Genomic DNA, 17,727 nt, shown 5'->3' with positions numbered 1-17,727 from the left:
CGTATTGTACAATACGCGAGCGGGGACGCTCGCACTACAATAAAAAAATGCTTTTTACAAAACTGAGATGCTCCCTTGCTAATCCTGGCACAAAATGTAAGTTTAAGCTCCTATGTTCAACTCTTATAAAGAACGGGCAAGATGCCCGTTCCACAAGAATATTGAGTTTTTTTGGTAACGGATTGCAACCCTATTTAGTCTTGTCCAAACTCCGCGACTCCAACCAAATAGGAATTGCAATCCAAGCAACTGCTAACAGCAAAGCAAATACCGCAAATTGAGCAGCCCAAGCTACCAATTTCTCTAAAGACACAACTTGTCCCAAGAAGTAGGATAAACTCACCATTACAGATGCCCAGCTTGCAGCACCCAGAACATTGAACAGCGAAAATTTCCAAAAAGGCATTTCTGCAATACCCGCTAAGGGGCTAGCAAAAATTCGCAGCAATGCGATGAAACGACCCAAAAATACGGCTTTAGCTGCATTTTTGCTAAACTGTTCTTTTAAGTCAAACAGTTGTTCTTCTCGAAATCGGAAAAATTGTCCCAGCTTCAGCAGCAGTGGCCAGCCGCCGTACCTGCCGATCGCATAACCAAAATTTCCCCCCAATGTAGCACCAGCGATCGCACTGCCGAGTACAAACCAGTAATTCAGTTCACCGCTGCCAGCTAAAAACCCGCCAGCAATCGTAATTGTCTCGCCTGGAAGAGGAACTCCCAGATTTTCCAGCAAAATTCCCAGGAATACTGCCCAGTAGCCGTAATCGCGCGCAAACTGCTGAATAGTCTCTAACGATAAAAACTCAAAAGACATTCGATACTGCCTTCGTAAACTTTTGCAAAGCTCAATACATTTATATATTGGCTCGATTCAGCCAATAGTGCAATCTTTCGCTGTGATGAAAAACACACTGTTGTCGCGATCGCTGGCCCCACTAAAAATTAGCCTTTCAGGCATACTAGAGGAATAGAGAATTGTTGCGGTTGCGTTCCGCGCGATCGCCAGCCAGTTTCCTACTAAATTTATCACAACGGCTCTCCCACCGATTCCCACAAGGGCGATCGCCAATCCTAAAACATACGCTGAAATCCCCTGAGTCTCTCAAGAGTAAGACTTAAGTGTCAAATAGTTTGTTAAACTTGTCCATAGTTAATCGCCATTGAGGAAGTTTAAGTATGTTTGCCATTAAACGAGCGCTCAAATTAAATAACAAGGAAGCGACCTTGATGGCGAAGCACGCAGGATTTAGGCGCGTAGTTTTTAACTTTGGGTTGAGCCTGCGGACTCAAATGTATGGCGAGGGGAAATTCACCGACTCGAAGGTACTCAACGAAGTCAAAAAAGTTCTGACCAATCATGTCAAGAAAAAGCCTGAATTTGATTGGATGAACCAGTTATCTAGCCGAGTCTACCAAAATGCTTTGATTGATCTCAAAGATGCGTTTAGCCGCTATCGTTCTGGAAAAGCAGGTCATCCAAGATTCGCCAGTCGCAGAGACGGTCAATCCTTTACGGTCGATTCGTCTAACGGCAAAGTTTTGCTAACTGCTGGTAGAACTATTAAGATTCCTACATTGGGGACTTTTAGGCTTTTTGAACCCCTAGAATGTAGCTTCGTCTCTCAAACTTTCACGGTTTCAAAAGAAGGAAATCGCTGGTTTGTCTCGTTTTGCGTTGATGCAGAACGTCTATCTGTTCAGCAGCCTGCAAATTCTGTAGGAATCGATCTCGGTATTAAGTCTTTTGCCACGCTGTCAACCCAGCAAACTTTTGACGCACCAAAGCCGTTGAAAGCCAGTGCGAAAACCAAGCTTGCCACTTTACAACGCAAAGCATCAAAGCAGGTGCGAGGCTCTCAAAACCAGCGCAAGACCTACAACAAGATTGGTCTGCTCCACGCCCGAATATCTCGTATTCGCTTAGATTTCCTTCACAAGTTGACCGCTTATTTGGCTAAAACTTTCAAGCGAATTTTGATTGAAGACTTGAATGTTCATGGAATGATGGCGAATCACAAGTTAGCTGGAGCAATATCTGACCTTGGATTCTACGAGTTCAAACGTCAACTTGACTACAAGTGTCAAATGTATGGAGCTAATTTAGTATTGGTAGACCAGTGGTTTCCTAGTACCAAGACTTGTTCCAATTGTGGCACCAAAAAAGATATGCCACTAAGCATTCGGACTTTTGACTGTCCTGCTTGTGGCATATCTTTAGATCGGGACTGGAACGCAAGTCTAAACATTTTAAATTGGGAACCCTCGGCTTGAGGGGGATAGCCTACTTATCTTGGGATTAGCCGTCTACCCAACAGCGTAGGAAGTAAGCACAAACTGTGTCTAAAAATGAGTTTAGATAAGTTTAAGTAAGTTTTACAAAGCAGTCAGCAACTAAACTAACTTATTCATACTTTACGATCGTAGGATAACTGCTATGGAATTTCCCAACCTCAACCAACCCATCGTTCTTCAACCTCACAACTGCCTCGACTCCCAAGCCGGCAGCCTCCTCCAGCAACAGCTAGCCGAGATTGTGCCCGATCGCCACAAACTCTGGGTAATAGACATGGCCGCCGTAGATTTCATCGACAGTTCCGGGCTGTGTGCCTTAGTCGGCGGACTCAACGCCGCCCGCCACCGGGGATGCCGCCTCGTCATCTGCAACCTCTCAGTTACAGTCAAGCTAATTTTTGAAATTACTCAACTCGACCAACTCTTTGAAATCTTCGACAGTTTCGAGCAAGTTATCTCCACTGAAACTCCGGCTTTAGTTGCTTGATTAAAATGAGAACCCGATTTTAAATCTCAAGTTTCCAAGAGGCTTCAAGAAACCGCACAGCTAATTTCAATATCATAAATAGGTTTATTTGTCAAGCAATACCAATGACAAACAAATAAATCCGGCACTTGAACGCCGACAGAAGCGATCGCAGGTGCAGCCGGAAAAGGCCAAAGTCGATCGAAACAAATCCTTTCCCCTACAAACCCGAACTGCATCAAATAAGTCGCTGGCGGCGCATTTAAAAGATTCAGCAAGCGGTAAGCCAACTCATACAACTGCTGTCGCCAAACATCCGACAAATGCACCGGTTGAGAGTAACTCAACTCGCCAGACTGCTTAGAAGGTTCCCCACCGATCGCCTCAGCATACAGTGGGCCCTTTGCCGTCAACACCACAGGCAGCCAAAAATTGCCACCGCCGACGGGAAAAAGCAACTCCTGGGACACTCGATCGCGCGCCGCCGAAACATTGCTACAAAATCGAAACACATCTTGAGCCGGAAAAACCAGATTTTCTGGCACATCCAGCGTCAAAGGACAAAAGATCGCCCCACCCAGAGCGATCGCGCCAGAATGGAGTTCAGAAACCCCACAGATATTGACTTCAGTTAAAGGATCAGATTGAGCGATCGCCGCCTTGAGACTTGCGGCCGCACTTTGCTCACCACCCGCGACAATCAAAACCTTAGACATTGCCAAAGCTCGGCATTTGAATTCCCCGATCGTCCGTTTCATCGACGCTGGGCAGATCCAGGCCCTTAGCCTTGCGACTCCGCACAGCGAGACGGTAAGTTACGCTTTGCAATTCAGTGTGCAACTGGCGGTTTTCCTTTTGCAATTGCTCCAACTTTTCCTTAATCGGATCGAGCCGCTCGGCAAACTTCTGGCGGTAAACCCCCGGCAATTCCTGAACCACCTGTTCTAGCATCCGAGAGCGATCCGTCAATTCTTGCACCGACTGTCGCAGTTGGTAAACCTCAGCATCCCGTTCGGCGATTTGTTCCTGATAAAAACTCACCTGTTCTTCAACAGCTTGGAGTTGTTCCCGCATTGCCTGCATTTGAGCTTGGTGGCGATCGGAAACTTCCGGCGCCGGCACAAAATTAGAATTGCCCTTCACCAGCCGGAAAAGTTCTTGAGACAACTGCTGCACCAATTGGTCGCGCATTTGCAGCTCTTCGGTGAGACGAGATACCTCTGATTGCAATTCTTTTGAGCTTACAAGTTTAGTTTGATTCATAAGAATGCTCGGTAAGTGGGAAACTCAGAGGCTTTAGCCCTGAGAGGTAAACGACACGGGCGGTTTCAATACATTCGACGGAGTTTATCCTGAGCGAAGCCGAAGGGCGAGCGTGACTACAGCCTTCAATCCGCTTTCCCCTCCGGCGAGGGGTAGAGGGGTATAATTACCCCTCTGTGGAGATATGGTTATCTCCGGCTCCCTTTCGGGGTAATGTTCGCTTCGCCAATGTTATAAGAGCTTGTTAAGCTTGCAGCACTGCCGAGCGTGACCTTAAGGCTGTTTAACTACAAGCGACAGATCGGAAAACTAGCGTCGCATTCAAGGAGTGTCGTGACCCAAATAACGTAGACCTCTAAAGTCTTAGGCTGGTCAGTACAGCTTGCTCAATCAGTCGCGACCAAGCTCAGTCCCTTTAGGGCTGGGTTACTGACAATGACTCTCAGCTTTTACGATTAGATATAGTATATATCTGCTATTTAGAATATCTTTCCATTACCACAGAGGCAAGAGGCACTTGGCAATTTTTGAGCTGGTTGCGAGAGTTTGATGCTCTATCTTTACCACAACCCAGGCGATGGATCAACCGTTCGAGAGATCAACGCTCAACTCCAATCTCATTAATCGCAGCAGAAAGCACTTTGCCAGCTTCGTCCACGGTGCTGCCAAAACAGATAATGCCGTCCTCGTGACCGGCCATCGCCAGAATTTTGCGATCGGCCAAATTCTCCTCCTCAAAAAGTCTAAACATTTCTAAGGCCATCTGGGGAGTGCCGTAAGGTATTTCTTTTCTAGTAGTAGGAATCTTAAACAGCATTTGCTGCCATAGCTTAGGATTGTGGACGTGAATAATCCCGCCCACCTCCTCTCTCTGAAGGTACAGGGCCCCGTGAGTCAGGGACTCCGACGAAGCTTGTACGGGGCCCCGGCAGCCGAGGAAATTTTGTTCTAAGTTAAATTCGGTAACAGTACAGTAGAATTCTGGTCCCAGAGTTTTCAAGTGTGCAGTCTGGGTTCCCGAAATCACGAATTGGCCTGAATTGCCGAGTCTGACGCTGACGTTGCCAAACCCTATGCCATTTTCGTAGACGCCAATTAATCCCCAAGCGTGGAGCCGATCGCGCCAGGCCATCAAATCTGCTATGTTCCGGGCAGCTACAGGGTCTGCTTCTTCCCAGTCACAGCGGTACTTAACGACTCCTTCATCCATTTTTTTGTTTTATCGGACACGACTCTGACACGACAGACATGGCCCAAGCTGAGACTTAATCGAAGTTGTCAAGAAGTTGTCAAACAGCTTTTTTTGCCTGCTGCCTTATGTCTCGGTGCATAAGTGCCTTAACTAATCTACATTCCAGTGTCGCCGTAATTAGCGACCGACATTAGCAAAAAGTAAGCTAGGAAAGAAGAACCAATTATTCCCAAAATCATGATTTAGCCTCTAGGTGATTACAAAAGTTCAATGTGAAAATGTATCCTTTCTGTCGGGGAGTTTGATTCTAGGCTTTTGCCCGATCGAGTTTCTGATGTGAAACTACATAACATCCCTGAATCGCTTATTGTTCTATACTACAGCATTTCTACTGAGTTGAGTTCTACCTTAAGAAATATTTAAGGATAAAGTACCCTTAATCCGGTAAGTCCGGTAAAAAGCAACCGTAGATTTACTTATTTTTTATAATTGCACATATATTTAAGCAAAAAGCAAGCGGAACACAAAAAAAATATTTTTTAGCCAGTCTGGGACGCACTGGCACAATCTTCGGGTGTTCTAGGTTAGTCAACACCTCTGTCGATCGAGCAATTTTTAGCTCCGGGGCATCCTACAAGCTAAGAAACCGGGTTGAGCGTAATATCATGTCGGGTCAAATCACCGCCACGCCAGCTCGCGTCGGCGGGTTGACCCAAATCTGTAGTAGTAGTATAAGTTATAGATCCCGTAAACCCGCGCCTACCTAGAGGGGGATAGTCGATCGACCGAACCTGATATAAGTCCTATTAACTGAGATGTTGCACCATTCTCAATTAGTCTTTTATGAACAGGCTTTCGGGCCTGTTCCACAAGAAAATTTATATTTTGTGGAACAGGCCCGAAAGCCTGTTGCTGACAATGGTGCAAGATATCAGATTAAGAAAAAAACAAGCCGATCGAGCAGTGACGGCCCGATCGGCTAAATTTTTCTCTGAAGCGCGATCGCCCGCAGCCCTTTAAATGTGGAAGTGATACAAGATGCTGCCGTCATCTTTAATTTCGCAATTGGCATTAAAGACTTCAGCTTGTTGGTTCAAAAAACGCTGAGCGACATCCGGCGACAGCCGCGTCTCCATCGCAAACCGCACCAGAGTGATTTCGCCCCGGCCTTCTTTGATCAGTCGGTACAAAGCACTTTGGAGCCTTTCGCTCTCTTCTCGCTGAAAAGCTGCTTTGTACCTCCAATCCGCCACCGAAGGAATCAAACCGCGGCTGACCAAAATCGCTAACAGCAAGCCAATTCCCAAAATCAGAGGCACTGTGGGATCGCTCGTGGGCGTCGCCACAATTTGCGGCACTGTAGCGGCGGCCAAACTGCTAACCATTTCTTTTTCCGACGCTTGCGTATCCGCCATTGCAAGCTGAGTTTTGTTGTAAAAGTCTTGCTGAAGCTTCATTTGCTGCAACAGGCGAGCGCGCTCTCTTTCGTATTGGTCGAGTTTTTGCTGAGCTTGTTTCAGGTCTTGAGTGACTTGTGCCAAGCGTTGGTTGAGCGACTGATTGACTGATTGCCACCGATATCTGTTAATCAGGCGGCTTTTTTCAACCATGCCCTTCATCAACATATCCGCCGTTTGGATTGCTTGCTCCTGATCGAGCGAGCGATACCCAACCAAAATTTCTAGGGGTTGTTCCGGCTTAGAAATTTTGACACTAGCATTTTGTCGAACTTGCTGGGGCGACAGCTTAACTGCATCTGCCACTGCTTTGACAACATTATCTGCTAGGAGAACCTCCGGGGTGAGTTGCTCTCCCTGCTTGAGAATTGTCGTGCCCGTGGTCGAAAATTTGACGGGCGGATTATTAGAAGTGAGAGTGCCTTGAGCCATGAATCCGGGGGGCGGGGCGAGGCGGTAGGCCAGGGCGCCTGAAATACCCATAATTACAGCAAAACTGCCTAGGGCAATCCATCTGTATTGATTTGCTGAAGATCTAAAACGTAAATTTCCCATTTTGATAGTCAAGTCATAACATTCGCTTGCCGCAGCTACTGCCAAACGCCAGAGCGATCGTTTATTTCTGGTTAGTCCAATTGACTGCTGAAAATTTTCTCAGTTTGTACCTAAAAGCTATTAGCTTTTGAGAGTTGTCAATATTCATGAGCCCAAAAAACCGATCGCGCTTTTATTTGATCCGAGCTATAACTTCAGTTTTTGTCCTTAATAATTAATCTGTAACAAGGCTTCTGGAAGTCTACTGGCCTGTGACTAGCACTCAGGCGTGCGAGATCCTCGCCTCCCCGTGTTTGTTGACATTCAAAACTGTCTCCTTTTCACCCTGGGCAATCCTCCAATTATCTTACGTCTTGGCGTCTTGCGGACGCGGTTGAAGAATAAAAAAAACCTTAAATACTGTGCCTAAAAACTTAACAAGCAAGAATTATACCATGCAGTTAAGAGTTTGCTGCATATTAAAAAAAATTGTGGATCGGGGCGCGAGACCAGATCCACATATTCACATAACAATTAGGGTTCGATCGGTTGATGGTTCGATCGATCTCACAAGGGCAAATGTTCAGAAGCCGATCGGCAAAATAAGACCCTCGCGGGCCATGACTGCCTTCGGAAAAGCGATTTGCACATCTTCGGCGATCCGATCGAGAAAATCGTCAGTGTGAGCCGGATCGTGGTGAAAAATCACCACTCGTTTCACGCGGGCCTCCTTAGCCATTCTCACCGCTTCCTGCCAAGTCGAGTGTCCCCAACCCACCTTCGGAGACTTGGGGTTGTGGTATTCCTCGTCTGTGTACATCGCATCGTAAATCAGCACATCAGCGTCGAGGGCTAAATTGTAGACATTCTCATCTAGTCGATCGGGAAAATGTTCAGTATCCGAACAATAAACCACAGATCGTCCCTGCCAAGTCACCCGATATCCCATAGCAGTATTGGGGTGATTCAGAGAACCCGTCCTAATCTCAATATCGTCCAGCATCATCGTCTGGTTGTGATTGAGTTCGTAGAAATTCAAATCTGCCTGCAAACCCATCAGCGGTATCGGCGAATTCGAGTGGAGCACCCGTTCTACGAAGTGCCTTTTCATGCAATCTCCATCCGGCGGAGTCGCCCCGTAAATATCAAAGCTATTGCCGCGGATGAAAGCTGGGGCGAACAGCGGGAACCCTTGAATGTGATCCCAGTGATAGTGAGTAAAAAACATATAAGCTTGCACGGGCATTTCTTGCACCAACTGGTCTCCCAGCATCCGCAAGCCTGTTCCGCCGTCAAAAATCAAGCGTTTGCCAGCGACTCGCATTTCCAAACAAGAAGTATTGCCGCCGTAGCGAACAGTTTCCTGTCCGGGTGTCGGAACACTGCCCCGCACGCCCCAGAACTGTACTACAAAATCATCTATACCTTTTATTGATTCGGAGGGTTGAGGGCAATCAACGGGAGTTGCCGCTACTGAGGACAAGCTGATTTCCATTTTAAAATTCAGGCTTTAAGGTTCCACATTGTCCGTGATGGCGCAGCAGATGATCGCACAAAACTAAAGCTACCATCGCTTCCACCATTGGCACAGCTCTTGGCAAAACGCAAGGGTCATGCCGTCCCTTGGCAGCCAGCAGCGTTTCTTCGCCTTCTCGGGTAACTGTGCGCTGCTGCTGGCGAATTGTCGCAGTCGGCTTGAATGCCGCCCGCAAAATGATATTTTCGCCGTTAGCAATGCCACCCTGAATTCCGCCAGAGCGATTCGTCACTGTACGAATTACACCCTTATCATCAGTATAGTATTCATCATTATGTTCGCTGCCCTTGAGCAGAGTCCCAGCAAACCCCGAACCAATTTCAAAGCCTTTGCTGGCGGGCAAGGACATGATGGCTTTGGCCAAGTCGGCTTCGAGTTTGTCGAATACGGGCATTCCCAGCCCTTTGGGTACGTTGCGGGCGACGCATTCGACTACACCGCCGATCGAATCTCCGCTGTCGCGAACTTTTTCGATCAGTTCAATCATTCTTTCGGCACATTCGGCATCTGGACAGCGGACGATATTGCTTTCTACTTGTTCTAAGGTAACAGTGTCCGGGTCGGCGACACATTCTAAGTCTTTGATGCGTTTGACGTAGCCGACTATTTCGACTCCTGCTGCTTGTTTGAGAATTTTTTTAGCGATCGCCCCTGCTGCTACTCTACCAATTGTCTCTCTCGCCGAACTGCGACCTCCGCCTTGCCAGTTACGAATTCCGTACTTGGCATCGTAGGTAGCATCAGCGTGGGAAGGGCGGTAAGTTGTCGCCATTTCGCCGTAATCTTGGGGGCGAGTGTCTTGATTGCGGACTAAAATTGCGATCGGCGTTCCCAAAGTTTTGCCTTCAAACACCCCCGACAGAATTTCGCAGGTATCTGCTTCTTTGCGAGGTGTCGTAATTTTGCTTTGGCCAGGGCGGCGGCGATCGAGTTCGGCTTGAATTTCCGATGCGTCGATCGACACCAGGGGCGGGCAACCGTCAATTACTACTCCCACACCGCCGCCGTGAGATTCCCCAAATGTCGATATCCGAAATAAATGCCCAAAGGTATTGCCCATTATGCTTTGCCCTGAAACTTGATAATTTTTAGCTTAAATGGAATAGAGATTTACTGTATTTATGAAAAATATACCATTGACGAGTAGGCGACAGGCGATCGCCCCACAGAATCACTCCCTTCCCACCCCTAGAAGAATATCTACCAGGGAGAGAGGGAGAGACAGAGAATAGGAGATATCTGGAAACACACTTAAATTCATCCGTGTATCCGTGTCCGAATCCGTGTTGTGCCTTCCTTCTTCTCTAATCTTCGTGTTCTTCAAAAGGATCTCTCAATTCCTTAGCGGGAGGGCCGAAAGCCGTGTAGATCGAGAATCCGGTGATTGCCACCAGACACACGCCCAGTGAAATGCCAAGAACTGCTGCAGGTTCCATATTTTTGATCGATTATGAGTGCTCCACTCTATAATATTACAAAAAATAACAATCCGTCTGAAAGTCTCGTGATTTTAGGCGCTGTACGGTATGGCAGCCAACCGCCACTCCCCGTTTTCCGAGTCCCCCTGCAGCATTTCTGAGAAATTGCGATCGCAATTAGCGGTAGAAATATGTCAAACTTTTCTGTAGAGATTCATTGCAGGTGACTTATGGCACAACGGACTTGGTTAGGAGATATACTCAAACCCCTTAACTCGGAATACGGCAAGGTAGCCCCCGGCTGGGGAACCACGCTATTGATGAGCGTGTTCATTGGACTGTTTTTCGTGTTCTTGTTGATTATTTTGCAAATCTACAACTCTTCTCTGATTCTGGAGAGTGTGGATATGGATTGGTCGAGCCTAGGCCGCTAAAAATTGATCGCAAAACAGTAAGGCTAAAAGTAAAAGCTTAGGGTTTAGGAGAAAGGGCAAAAGCTAAGTTTTCCCGTTTTTCCTTACCCTTTCCGATTACTTTTGCCATAAATAAACAAGAAGTAACTAAACAAATTGCTGGAGAAAAACCATGAATATTTTTGGCATTGGTTTGCCCGAAATGGCCGTTATTTTTACGATCGCCCTATTGGTATTTGGCCCGAAAAAATTACCTGAAATCGGCCGGAGTATGGGGAAAGCAATTCGGGGCTTTCAAGATGCTTCGCGGGATTTTGAGTCGGAATTCACGCGGGAAGCTAAGCAGTTAGAAGAAGCAGTAGCAACTAGCAGCAAACCGGCAACTGAAAAACTCACGGCGGCTACTCCCAAGGAAGATAGCACAGACAGTTAAATGAACAACACTCAGAAGTCGGAAACACCAGCGGAGTTAGTGATTCCCCAGTTAATAGTTGGCTTGGGAAATCCCGAACCTAAATACGATCGCACCCGACACAACATAGGCTTTAATGCTGTCGATGCCTTGGCTAAATCTTGGCAAATTTCGCTGTCGGAAAATCGCAAATTTCAAGGCATATTTGGCGAGGGAAACCGGCCGCGGGGACAGAAAATCCGTTTGCTGAAACCGCTAACTTACATGAATCTGTCGGGTCAAGCGATTCGGGCGGCGACGGATTGGTACAAAATACCTGCGGAGTCGGTATTAATAGTATACGATGATATGGATTTGCCGATCGGGAAATTGAGAATGCGGCTTGCCGGTTCTGCCGGCGGACACAACGGCATGAAATCGACAATTTCTCATTTGGACACAGACAAATTTCCCCGCTTGCGGATTGGCATCGGCAAACCTCAAAACGATGCTGCTAAAAATGAGAAAGATACCATTTCCTTCGTTTTAGGAAAATTTTCCTCAGAGGAAAGTCAGTTAGTAGAGAAAGTGCTTAAACTGGTTGTAGAAGCTGTGGAACTAAGTCTGCACCAAGGAGTAGAAAAAGCCATGAGCCTTTACAATAGTCGCACAATTGCAGAAACAAACGCGGAAACAAAAAGGTGAGTTCGAGACGTTTGCCCGAAACAACTGCATATGTCCGGGTTACTGGCCAATCTTGGCAAAAAGGCACGATTGAGGGTGAAGTGACTGCCGGCAATTTTGAATGGCAGTTTCAGTGGCGTTTCACGTCAGAAAAAACACTGATTCTTGAGCCTTCTCAGGGTAGGGCATTGATTCAGGAACCGCTGCACCGTTTTCTGGAAAAATGGGATTATCAGCTTGAACCGGGCGGGGATTATTCGTTTACGGTTCGGGCTGAGTTTTAATATTGATATTTATTTGAGAATAACTCTTGACACATTATGCTAAATCTAGCATAATAAAAGTATAGCTCTAAAAAGAAATCGGTGTATGAGAAAAAAAATGTACGGTAAACATGACACAAATATCACTCAAAACTGTTGTATGGATGGGAAGCTCTCTGAAAGATTTTAGAGAATTTCCTGAAGAGGTACATGACATCATGGGCTATGCTCTATATCTAGCACAAACAGGAGATAAATACGAATCTGCTAAACCTCTCAAAGGATTTGGAAGTGCCAAAGTTTTGGAAATTACCGATGACCATGATGGGGATACCTATAGAGCCGTTTACACGGTAAAATTTGCAGATACAGTGTATGTTTTGCACGCTTTTCAGAAAAAGTCAAAAAAAGGAATTGCTACACCACAACAGGATATTACGTTAATCCAAGAAAGGCTAAAACGAGCTCAAGAGCATTACGAAGAGTTCAAGAGTAAGTAAAAATGAAACTAGTAGTGATAAGATGTGCTTATTTTTCTAAATAAGGTGGAAATATACGGCTTTTTATCACTACTTTTTCAGGAATAACTAAGACTAGGTAAAAAAGGGGGAAATCATGAGTAAGGAGATGGATATTCAAGTTAGTAGTGGTAATATATTTGCGGATTTGGGTATGCCTAATGCGGATGAAATGCTCATGAAGGCTGAACTGGTGCGCCAGATAAATCAGATAATTACTCAAAGGAAACTGAATCAACTTCAAGCAGCAGAAGTATTAGGAATTGACCAGCCCAAAGTTTCAGCTTTGATGAGAGGGAAACTGACAGGTTTTTCTACAGAAAGGTTGTTTCGGTTTTTAAATGCTTTAGGGTGCGATGTGCAAATTGTGGTGAAGCCAAAGCTAAAATCACCTGCGATTCCTGGAATTAGTGTTGTCAGTATCTGATGTCGGAAACACAGGCGGGGTTGCTTCTCGGTAAGCGCCGCAATAATACATGGTCAAAACAGCTTTGTAAGCCCAGTGATTTGATGGCACATCCGTAAAAGGATTTGCCAAAGTTTCAGCCCGATTGATCACGCAAGCATTGAGAATTTGTTCTCGCATTAGCTGCACTTGAACTAAAGAGTTATTTTGCTTTATTTGTGCAGGATTTTGCGCCTGTGCGGGAGATGAACAACAGGCACTAACTAGCAGTACAATTGTGGAAACGATTCTGAGTTTAAGCATCTCATTACTTTTTGTGCGACAATATATCCTAACTTCCACTGCATTCCCTGAAAACTATGCTGGGTCGTACCCTCCGCAATCATTATCAAATTATCAAATTCTTGGGGAAAGGCGGTTTTGGGCACACGTACCTAGCCAAAGATTTAGACTTACCCGGACATCCCCAGTGCGTTGTCAAACATCTTAAACCGAAAAACGCTGACCCTGGCCTTTTGCTAATGGCCAAACGCTTATTCGATAAAGAAGCCCAAACCCTGCATAAATTGGGTAAGCTACACGACCAAATCCCCAGCCTTTTCGCCCACTTTGAGGAAAAGGGCAAATTTTATTTGGTGCAAGATTTTATCGAAGGACATGACCTTACCAAAGAACTGATTCTAGGTAAAAAATCAAGCGAATCCCATACTATTAAATTATTGCACGAGATATTAGAAGTTTTAGCCATTGTTCATCAGCAAAATGTGATTCATCGTGACTTGAAACCTGCTAATTTAATGCGCCGCTATGATGGTAAAATTATCTTGATTGATTTCGGGGCGGTCAAGGAAATTAGCACAATGGTTGTTAATGCTCAAGGACAAACTCGCTTCACCGTTGGCATTGGTACTTCGGGTTATATGCCCAGCGAACAAGCGAACGGCAAACCTAAACTGTGTAGCGATATTTATGCAGTGGGGATGATTGGGATTCAAGCATTGACTGGTCAACCTCCTGATACCTTACCACAAGATCCGCAGACGGGAGAAGTTATTTGGCGAAATCAAGCGCAAGTTAGCAATTATTTAGCAAATGTGTTAGATAAAATGGTGCGCGACCATTTCAGTCAGCGCTATCAAAATGCAGAGCAAGCATTGCAAGCAATTTTATCTTTGTCGCCGCCTCCGACACCAACACCAACACCACCGACACCAACACCACCGACACCAACACCACCGACACCAACACCACCGACACCAACACCACCGACACCAACACCAACACCACCGACACCAACACCAACACCACCGCCAACACCAACACCACCGCCAACACCACCGCCACCAACACCGCCACCAACACCAACACCACCGCCACCAACACCGCCACCAACACCGCCACCAACACCGCCACCGCCACCAACACCAACTGTGTATCAAAGTTTGGGGAACAAATCGCCTCAACCTGTAAAAGTATTGTCAAATCCCCTAAAAACAGTTCAATTTGAAACGGTGAGAGTGAATTATAAGGGGGAAATCACCAAGCGCAGCCAAAGTCAAGCACAGGTTTTTACAGAAACTATCGCCAATGGCGTTACTTTAGAAATGGTTTCTATCCCCAAAGGCAGCTTCAAAATGGGTGCACCTGCAAGAAGTGAAGCACAAAGTCGTGACAATGAAATACCTCAACATCAGGTGACAATCAAACCGTTTTTTCTGGGAAAATACCCGATTACTCAAGCACAGTGGGCAGCAGTAGCTAATTTGCCTAAAATCCAGTATGACCTTGATCCTGACCCTTCTGGCTTCATAGGTAAAAACCGACCTGTAGAAAGGGTTTCTTGGTATGATGCCGTTGAATTTTGTGCCAGATTATCTCAGAAGACGGGTAGCAGCTATCGCCTTCCTAGTGAGGCGGAGTGGGAATATGCTTGTCGCGCTGGGACAACTACTCCATTTTATTTTGGGGAAACAGTTACCCCGAATTTAGTTAATTATCGTGGCAATTATCCCTACGGTGCTGCACCGAAGGGAATCTATCGTGAAAAAACAACTGCTGTGGGTCGTTTTACGCCTAATAGCTTTGGACTTTACGATATGCACGGGAATGTCTGGGAATGGTGTCAAGATGTTGGACACGATGATTATAACGGTGCGCCGACTGACGGAAGTGCTTGGGAAACAAGTGGATCTGATAGGCGAGTGCTGCGTGGAGGTTCGTGGATGGACAATGCGGTCATTTGCCGTGCGGCCTTCCGCTACCCCTGCTCTGCGGGCTACTCGTTCAGCAGCAGGGGTTTTCGTGTAGCGGTTGCTTTGGCTGTCCCTTCCTCCCCGTCTTCTCTGTGAGGACTCTTCTTTGCTATTTTGCCCTTTTGCTCTTTACTCTTTTTTCTTTTTCACTTTTTTGGTCGCCTCTGGTGACTCGATTTATTTTTGGCACTCGTGGATGCACTCCCGACAAAGAAACCGGGTTTTTTACTTAATCTGTGGAGTACAGCGAAGGATATCCTCAAAAAACCCGGTTTCTGGCCACCTGTGCGTAAGTTCTGTTTGGGAAAATCACTGTCATTGTGTCAATGCTTTCTGTATAGACAAGTCTGCTGAAATAGTCTGGTTTATTTACGGAGGAGTTGGTGCTGATTTAGGATGGGTTCCAGCGTAGTAAACTAATTTTTTTTTCAGATTCACCGCACAACAGATTATAATTAGAAATATTGATTTTTCTCACGAATGGTCGCAGAGGAGATTTACAAAATGAATAACCTATTAGAAGAAACTTTTGCCACCGTCTCTCAACTACCCGAAGCAGAACAAAATGCCATAGCATCCTTAATTTTACAAAAAATATCAGCACCAAGAGTCGCGCCTTTCCTCATTTCCCAATCAGACATCGAAACCATAGAAAAATCATACATTTTCCGAGACAAAACAGAAGTTATTGAATTTATTAACCAATATCCGTTTTTACTTCCCGTTGTGCTAGAAGCACCCGTTCAAATTAGCAATTATTTCCCCGAACAAAGACTATTACTTCAAGTCATCAATGACCCCGAAATTCCTCACTATGTTCATCTGGTTCTCTCAATCATCTTGACAGACCTCGATCCCGATGAAGCAATGGATAGAGAAGATGAATTGCGTAAAAATTGGTCTAGGGGATTATCCCATGAAATTCGGGAGCATTTTTATACGATTTTGGAATATACTGATGAGTTTTGATTGGTCGCAATACCTAAATTTAGCAAAATAACTTGCTGGTCAAGCAACTATTCCTGCTGAACAGGAGGCGCGATTGAGGGATGCTATCAGTCGTTCATATTATGCTGCTTTTATCTTAGCGCGGAACTATTTGCGAGATAAACAAGGTCATTCCCTACCAAAAACTAGCGATATTCACCGCTATGTTTGGCAAGAATTTGATATTAATCCTGACTCAAGATATCAATTAATCGCCGATAATTTAGCAGTGTTGCGCCGCTATCGAAATCAAGCAGACTATGACGATAATTTTCCCTTATTATCTGCGATTGCTACTATTGCGCTCAAGCGTTCTCAAGAAATAATTTATAACCTAAATAATCTCTAAATATCAATTTAATCTGATAATGCTTTTTTGCTGGAGTCGGGTTTGTTGCTGGATAGGCCGGTGGAGTCATGGATCAAAATTTGGTGGATAAATCGGCTCAAACTCCAACGCTAAAAGTTGAAATAGCCTGGTTTATTTACGGAGGAGTTGGTGCTGATTTAGGATGGGTTCCCGCGTAATAAACAAGCACCTTGCGTTTGTGTTCATCCGGTACATAAAATACTCTGTCTGAACTTGTTACTTCATATTCCCACGCACCTTGATAAAGTTTGCCTTTTAACGGAAAAACTCTCCTCGGTTTTCTCACCATCGGGCTAGTACATAAATCTTGATAGCAGCGACGAGCATTTTCAGGGACACGTAACAATAAAGCTTCCCAATCCCGGTTAACCCGTCGGTTTTTTGCTACTACTAACCAGGGCGATTCAGGCAATTGCGCGATAATTTCGGCTGCATTTTCTTGAGTAGATAGGGATGTTCGGGGTGCTGTAAGTGCTTCTTCAGGCGAGATTACCAACTCGGAAAGCACGGGTACAGGTGCGGAAAGTTCTTCAGAGGAAACCCCGCTTTCTGAATCGTCTGGAGTGGGTGGAGTGTGCGTCATACCTGAGTCGATTCAGTAGTGCTTTCTATTTGAGGTGGTGTCAGCAAAACTTCGTCAATTTCATCGCTGAAAGCTGCTGCGAGTTCCGGGCTAGAAATTGCTTTAGCGCTTTCATGCCATTCATGAATTACAATCTCAATCTGATTCCACGCGCCCGATTCCGACTCAGCAAGTCGGTAAGCTTTTTCTAATTCAGCAATCAATTCGCTGAGTTCATCTGAGTCAAATGCTGTCAGCCAGTGATAGGGATTTTCTGAACTAATCGCTTCTCCCAATCGCAGCCGGTAAGCAGCGGCAGTCACTTCAAATACAGTCAAAGAAAGCGTCGCAGCTTTGACCCACAGCGTCATCTCTTCCCGGCGCAGTAAAGCAAAATGCTGGTCGTTGCGAGTGATAGTGACAGGGTGCTCCATCGCCAAATCTAGAACTCGATTCGGTTGCTGGTTCAATTCTGTTGCGGTAATTAATTCATCGCCGTAAACAAAGCGCGAAGATTCACTTAGCATGGTTTTTGCGTCTGTATGAATTCAGTATAACACAATTAACATCAATAATAAATGATTTTGGTTAGCGATAGCAAGGCTGATGCACTTAAAGAGCTATTCTGATAAGTTAAGGTTAGTGGTAAGGAATGAGAATTAAATAACTTCCACTCTTGAAAGTGGGATGGGCGTCCCGCCCGTCCAAAAAGGACGGGCGGG

24 protein-coding genes are annotated in these 17,727 nt (G+C 45.6%); 12 read left to right on the top strand and 12 right to left on the bottom strand.

What is annotated here, in order from left to right:
- Window positions 1-190 precede the first annotated feature (190 nt).
- Entirely contained in the window at window positions 191-814 is a 624-nt protein-coding gene (locus QUB16_RS29600) for a DedA family protein (protein ID WP_333179291.1), read from the bottom strand.
- Window positions 815-871: 57 nt separating this feature from the next.
- Window positions 872-1,030: a hypothetical protein gene (locus QUB16_RS29595; RefSeq protein WP_333321687.1), complete on the bottom strand. Its 159-nt coding sequence runs from the start codon at window positions 1,028-1,030 to the stop codon at window positions 872-874.
- A 146-nt stretch (window positions 1,031-1,176) separates the two neighbouring features.
- Here QUB16_RS29595 and QUB16_RS29590 point away from each other — a divergent pair, with 146 nt between their 5' ends.
- The gene (locus tag QUB16_RS29590) at window positions 1,177-2,271 is read left to right on the top strand and encodes an RNA-guided endonuclease TnpB family protein (protein WP_333321686.1); all 1,095 of its coding nucleotides are present in this window, start codon (window positions 1,177-1,179) and stop codon (window positions 2,269-2,271) included.
- 163 nt (window positions 2,272-2,434) lie between these two features.
- The gene (locus QUB16_RS29585) at window positions 2,435-2,779 is read left to right on the top strand and encodes an STAS domain-containing protein (RefSeq protein ID WP_333321685.1); all 345 of its coding nucleotides are present in this window, start codon (window positions 2,435-2,437) and stop codon (window positions 2,777-2,779) included.
- 44 nt (window positions 2,780-2,823) lie between these two features.
- Here the strand turns inward: QUB16_RS29585 and QUB16_RS29580 are convergent, their stop codons facing one another.
- The 3 genes from QUB16_RS29580 to QUB16_RS29570 all read right to left on the bottom strand — a co-directional run bounded on the left by QUB16_RS29580 (window position 2,824) and on the right by QUB16_RS29570 (window position 5,231).
- A complete protein-coding gene (locus QUB16_RS29580) occupies window positions 2,824-3,474 on the bottom strand; it encodes a hypothetical protein (RefSeq protein ID WP_333321683.1) in 651 nt (216 codons plus the stop codon).
- Window positions 3,467-4,021, bottom strand: coding sequence for an Npun_F5560 family protein (locus QUB16_RS29575; RefSeq protein WP_333156313.1), 555 nt, complete (start codon window positions 4,019-4,021; stop codon window positions 3,467-3,469). The genes QUB16_RS29580 and QUB16_RS29575 overlap by 8 nt, the downstream gene beginning before the upstream one ends.
- Window positions 4,022-4,619: 598 nt before the next feature.
- The gene (locus tag QUB16_RS29570) at window positions 4,620-5,231 is read right to left on the bottom strand and encodes a class II aldolase/adducin family protein (protein WP_333321682.1); all 612 of its coding nucleotides are present in this window, start codon (window positions 5,229-5,231) and stop codon (window positions 4,620-4,622) included.
- A gap of 825 nt (window positions 5,232-6,056) precedes the next feature.
- Between QUB16_RS29570 and QUB16_RS29565 the strand changes: the two genes are divergently transcribed.
- Window positions 6,057-6,233 (top strand): hypothetical protein, encoded by a 177-nt coding sequence (locus tag QUB16_RS29565; RefSeq protein ID WP_333321681.1) that lies wholly within the window; start codon window positions 6,057-6,059, stop codon window positions 6,231-6,233.
- Here QUB16_RS29565 and QUB16_RS29560 read toward each other — a convergent pair.
- The 4 genes from QUB16_RS29560 to psbN form a co-directional block, all read right to left on the bottom strand.
- The gene (locus tag QUB16_RS29560; RefSeq protein ID WP_333321679.1) at window positions 6,230-7,153 is read right to left on the bottom strand and encodes a hypothetical protein; all 924 of its coding nucleotides are present in this window, start codon (window positions 7,151-7,153) and stop codon (window positions 6,230-6,232) included. The genes QUB16_RS29565 and QUB16_RS29560 overlap by 4 nt on opposite strands.
- Window positions 7,154-7,787: 634 nt before the next feature.
- On the bottom strand, window positions 7,788-8,699 hold the full coding sequence (locus tag QUB16_RS29555) for an MBL fold metallo-hydrolase (RefSeq protein WP_333141908.1): 912 nt from the start codon (window positions 8,697-8,699) through the stop codon (window positions 7,788-7,790).
- 1 nt (window position 8,700) lies between these two features.
- Window positions 8,701-9,801 carry a chorismate synthase gene (gene aroC / locus QUB16_RS29550; RefSeq protein WP_190659307.1) on the bottom strand — a complete coding sequence of 367 codons (1,101 nt, stop codon included), beginning with the start codon at window positions 9,799-9,801 and terminating at the stop codon, window positions 8,701-8,703.
- A gap of 244 nt (window positions 9,802-10,045) precedes the next feature.
- Window positions 10,046-10,177, bottom strand: a complete 132-nt coding sequence (gene psbN, locus QUB16_RS29545; protein WP_190742515.1) for a photosystem II reaction center protein PsbN — start codon at window positions 10,175-10,177, stop codon at window positions 10,046-10,048.
- Window positions 10,178-10,389: 212 nt separating this feature from the next.
- On the opposite strand from psbN, the gene psbH reads away from it, so the two are divergent.
- The 6 genes from psbH to QUB16_RS29515 all read left to right on the top strand — a co-directional run bounded on the left by psbH (window position 10,390) and on the right by QUB16_RS29515 (window position 12,855).
- Window positions 10,390-10,593, top strand: coding sequence for a photosystem II reaction center phosphoprotein PsbH (gene psbH / locus QUB16_RS29540; RefSeq protein ID WP_015176007.1), 204 nt, complete (start codon window positions 10,390-10,392; stop codon window positions 10,591-10,593).
- A 151-nt stretch (window positions 10,594-10,744) separates the two neighbouring features.
- On the top strand, window positions 10,745-11,005 hold the full coding sequence (locus QUB16_RS29535; RefSeq protein WP_333198802.1) for a TatA/E family twin arginine-targeting protein translocase: 261 nt from the start codon (window positions 10,745-10,747) through the stop codon (window positions 11,003-11,005).
- Window positions 11,006-11,668, top strand: a complete 663-nt coding sequence (pth, locus tag QUB16_RS29530; protein WP_333321678.1) for an aminoacyl-tRNA hydrolase — start codon at window positions 11,006-11,008, stop codon at window positions 11,666-11,668.
- A complete protein-coding gene (locus QUB16_RS29525) occupies window positions 11,665-11,931 on the top strand; it encodes a DUF3146 family protein (protein ID WP_332958583.1) in 267 nt (88 codons plus the stop codon). Before pth ends, QUB16_RS29525 begins: the two co-directional genes overlap by 4 nt.
- 110 nt (window positions 11,932-12,041) lie before the next feature.
- Entirely contained in the window at window positions 12,042-12,410 is a 369-nt protein-coding gene (locus tag QUB16_RS29520; RefSeq protein WP_333321676.1) for a type II toxin-antitoxin system RelE/ParE family toxin, read from the top strand.
- Between the two features lie 115 nt (window positions 12,411-12,525).
- Window positions 12,526-12,855 (top strand): helix-turn-helix transcriptional regulator, encoded by a 330-nt coding sequence (locus QUB16_RS29515; protein WP_333321675.1) that lies wholly within the window; start codon window positions 12,526-12,528, stop codon window positions 12,853-12,855.
- Here QUB16_RS29515 and QUB16_RS29510 read toward each other — a convergent pair.
- On the bottom strand, window positions 12,817-13,137 hold the full coding sequence (locus tag QUB16_RS29510; RefSeq protein WP_333321673.1) for an S-layer protein: 321 nt from the start codon (window positions 13,135-13,137) through the stop codon (window positions 12,817-12,819). The genes QUB16_RS29515 and QUB16_RS29510 overlap by 39 nt on opposite strands.
- Window positions 13,138-13,193: 56 nt before the next feature.
- Between QUB16_RS29510 and QUB16_RS29505 the strand changes: the two genes are divergently transcribed.
- From QUB16_RS29505 to QUB16_RS29495, 3 genes are all read left to right on the top strand, one after another.
- The gene (locus tag QUB16_RS29505; protein ID WP_333321671.1) at window positions 13,194-15,182 is read left to right on the top strand and encodes a bifunctional serine/threonine-protein kinase/formylglycine-generating enzyme family protein; all 1,989 of its coding nucleotides are present in this window, start codon (window positions 13,194-13,196) and stop codon (window positions 15,180-15,182) included.
- Between the two features lie 408 nt (window positions 15,183-15,590).
- Window positions 15,591-16,055: a hypothetical protein gene (locus QUB16_RS29500; RefSeq protein WP_333321669.1), complete on the top strand. Its 465-nt coding sequence runs from the start codon at window positions 15,591-15,593 to the stop codon at window positions 16,053-16,055.
- A gap of 73 nt (window positions 16,056-16,128) precedes the next feature.
- On the top strand, window positions 16,129-16,422 hold the full coding sequence (locus QUB16_RS29495; protein ID WP_333321667.1) for a HEPN domain-containing protein: 294 nt from the start codon (window positions 16,129-16,131) through the stop codon (window positions 16,420-16,422).
- A 136-nt stretch (window positions 16,423-16,558) separates the two neighbouring features.
- Here QUB16_RS29495 and QUB16_RS29490 read toward each other — a convergent pair whose 3' ends face one another.
- Complete coding sequence (locus tag QUB16_RS29490; protein WP_333285309.1) at window positions 16,559-17,026, bottom strand: hypothetical protein; 468 nt, start codon at window positions 17,024-17,026, stop codon at window positions 16,559-16,561.
- On the bottom strand, window positions 17,023-17,532 hold the full coding sequence (locus QUB16_RS29485; protein ID WP_333141916.1) for a hypothetical protein: 510 nt from the start codon (window positions 17,530-17,532) through the stop codon (window positions 17,023-17,025). The genes QUB16_RS29490 and QUB16_RS29485 overlap by 4 nt, the downstream gene beginning before the upstream one ends.
- Between the last annotated feature and the right edge of the window lie 195 nt (window positions 17,533-17,727).

Source organism: Microcoleus sp. D3_18a_C4 (assembly GCF_036702415.1).
GTDB lineage: Bacteria > Cyanobacteriota > Cyanobacteriia > Cyanobacteriales > Microcoleaceae > Microcoleus.
The sequence above is the reverse complement of the archived record's forward strand: the minus strand, read 5'-3'. Positions and strand labels throughout refer to the sequence as shown.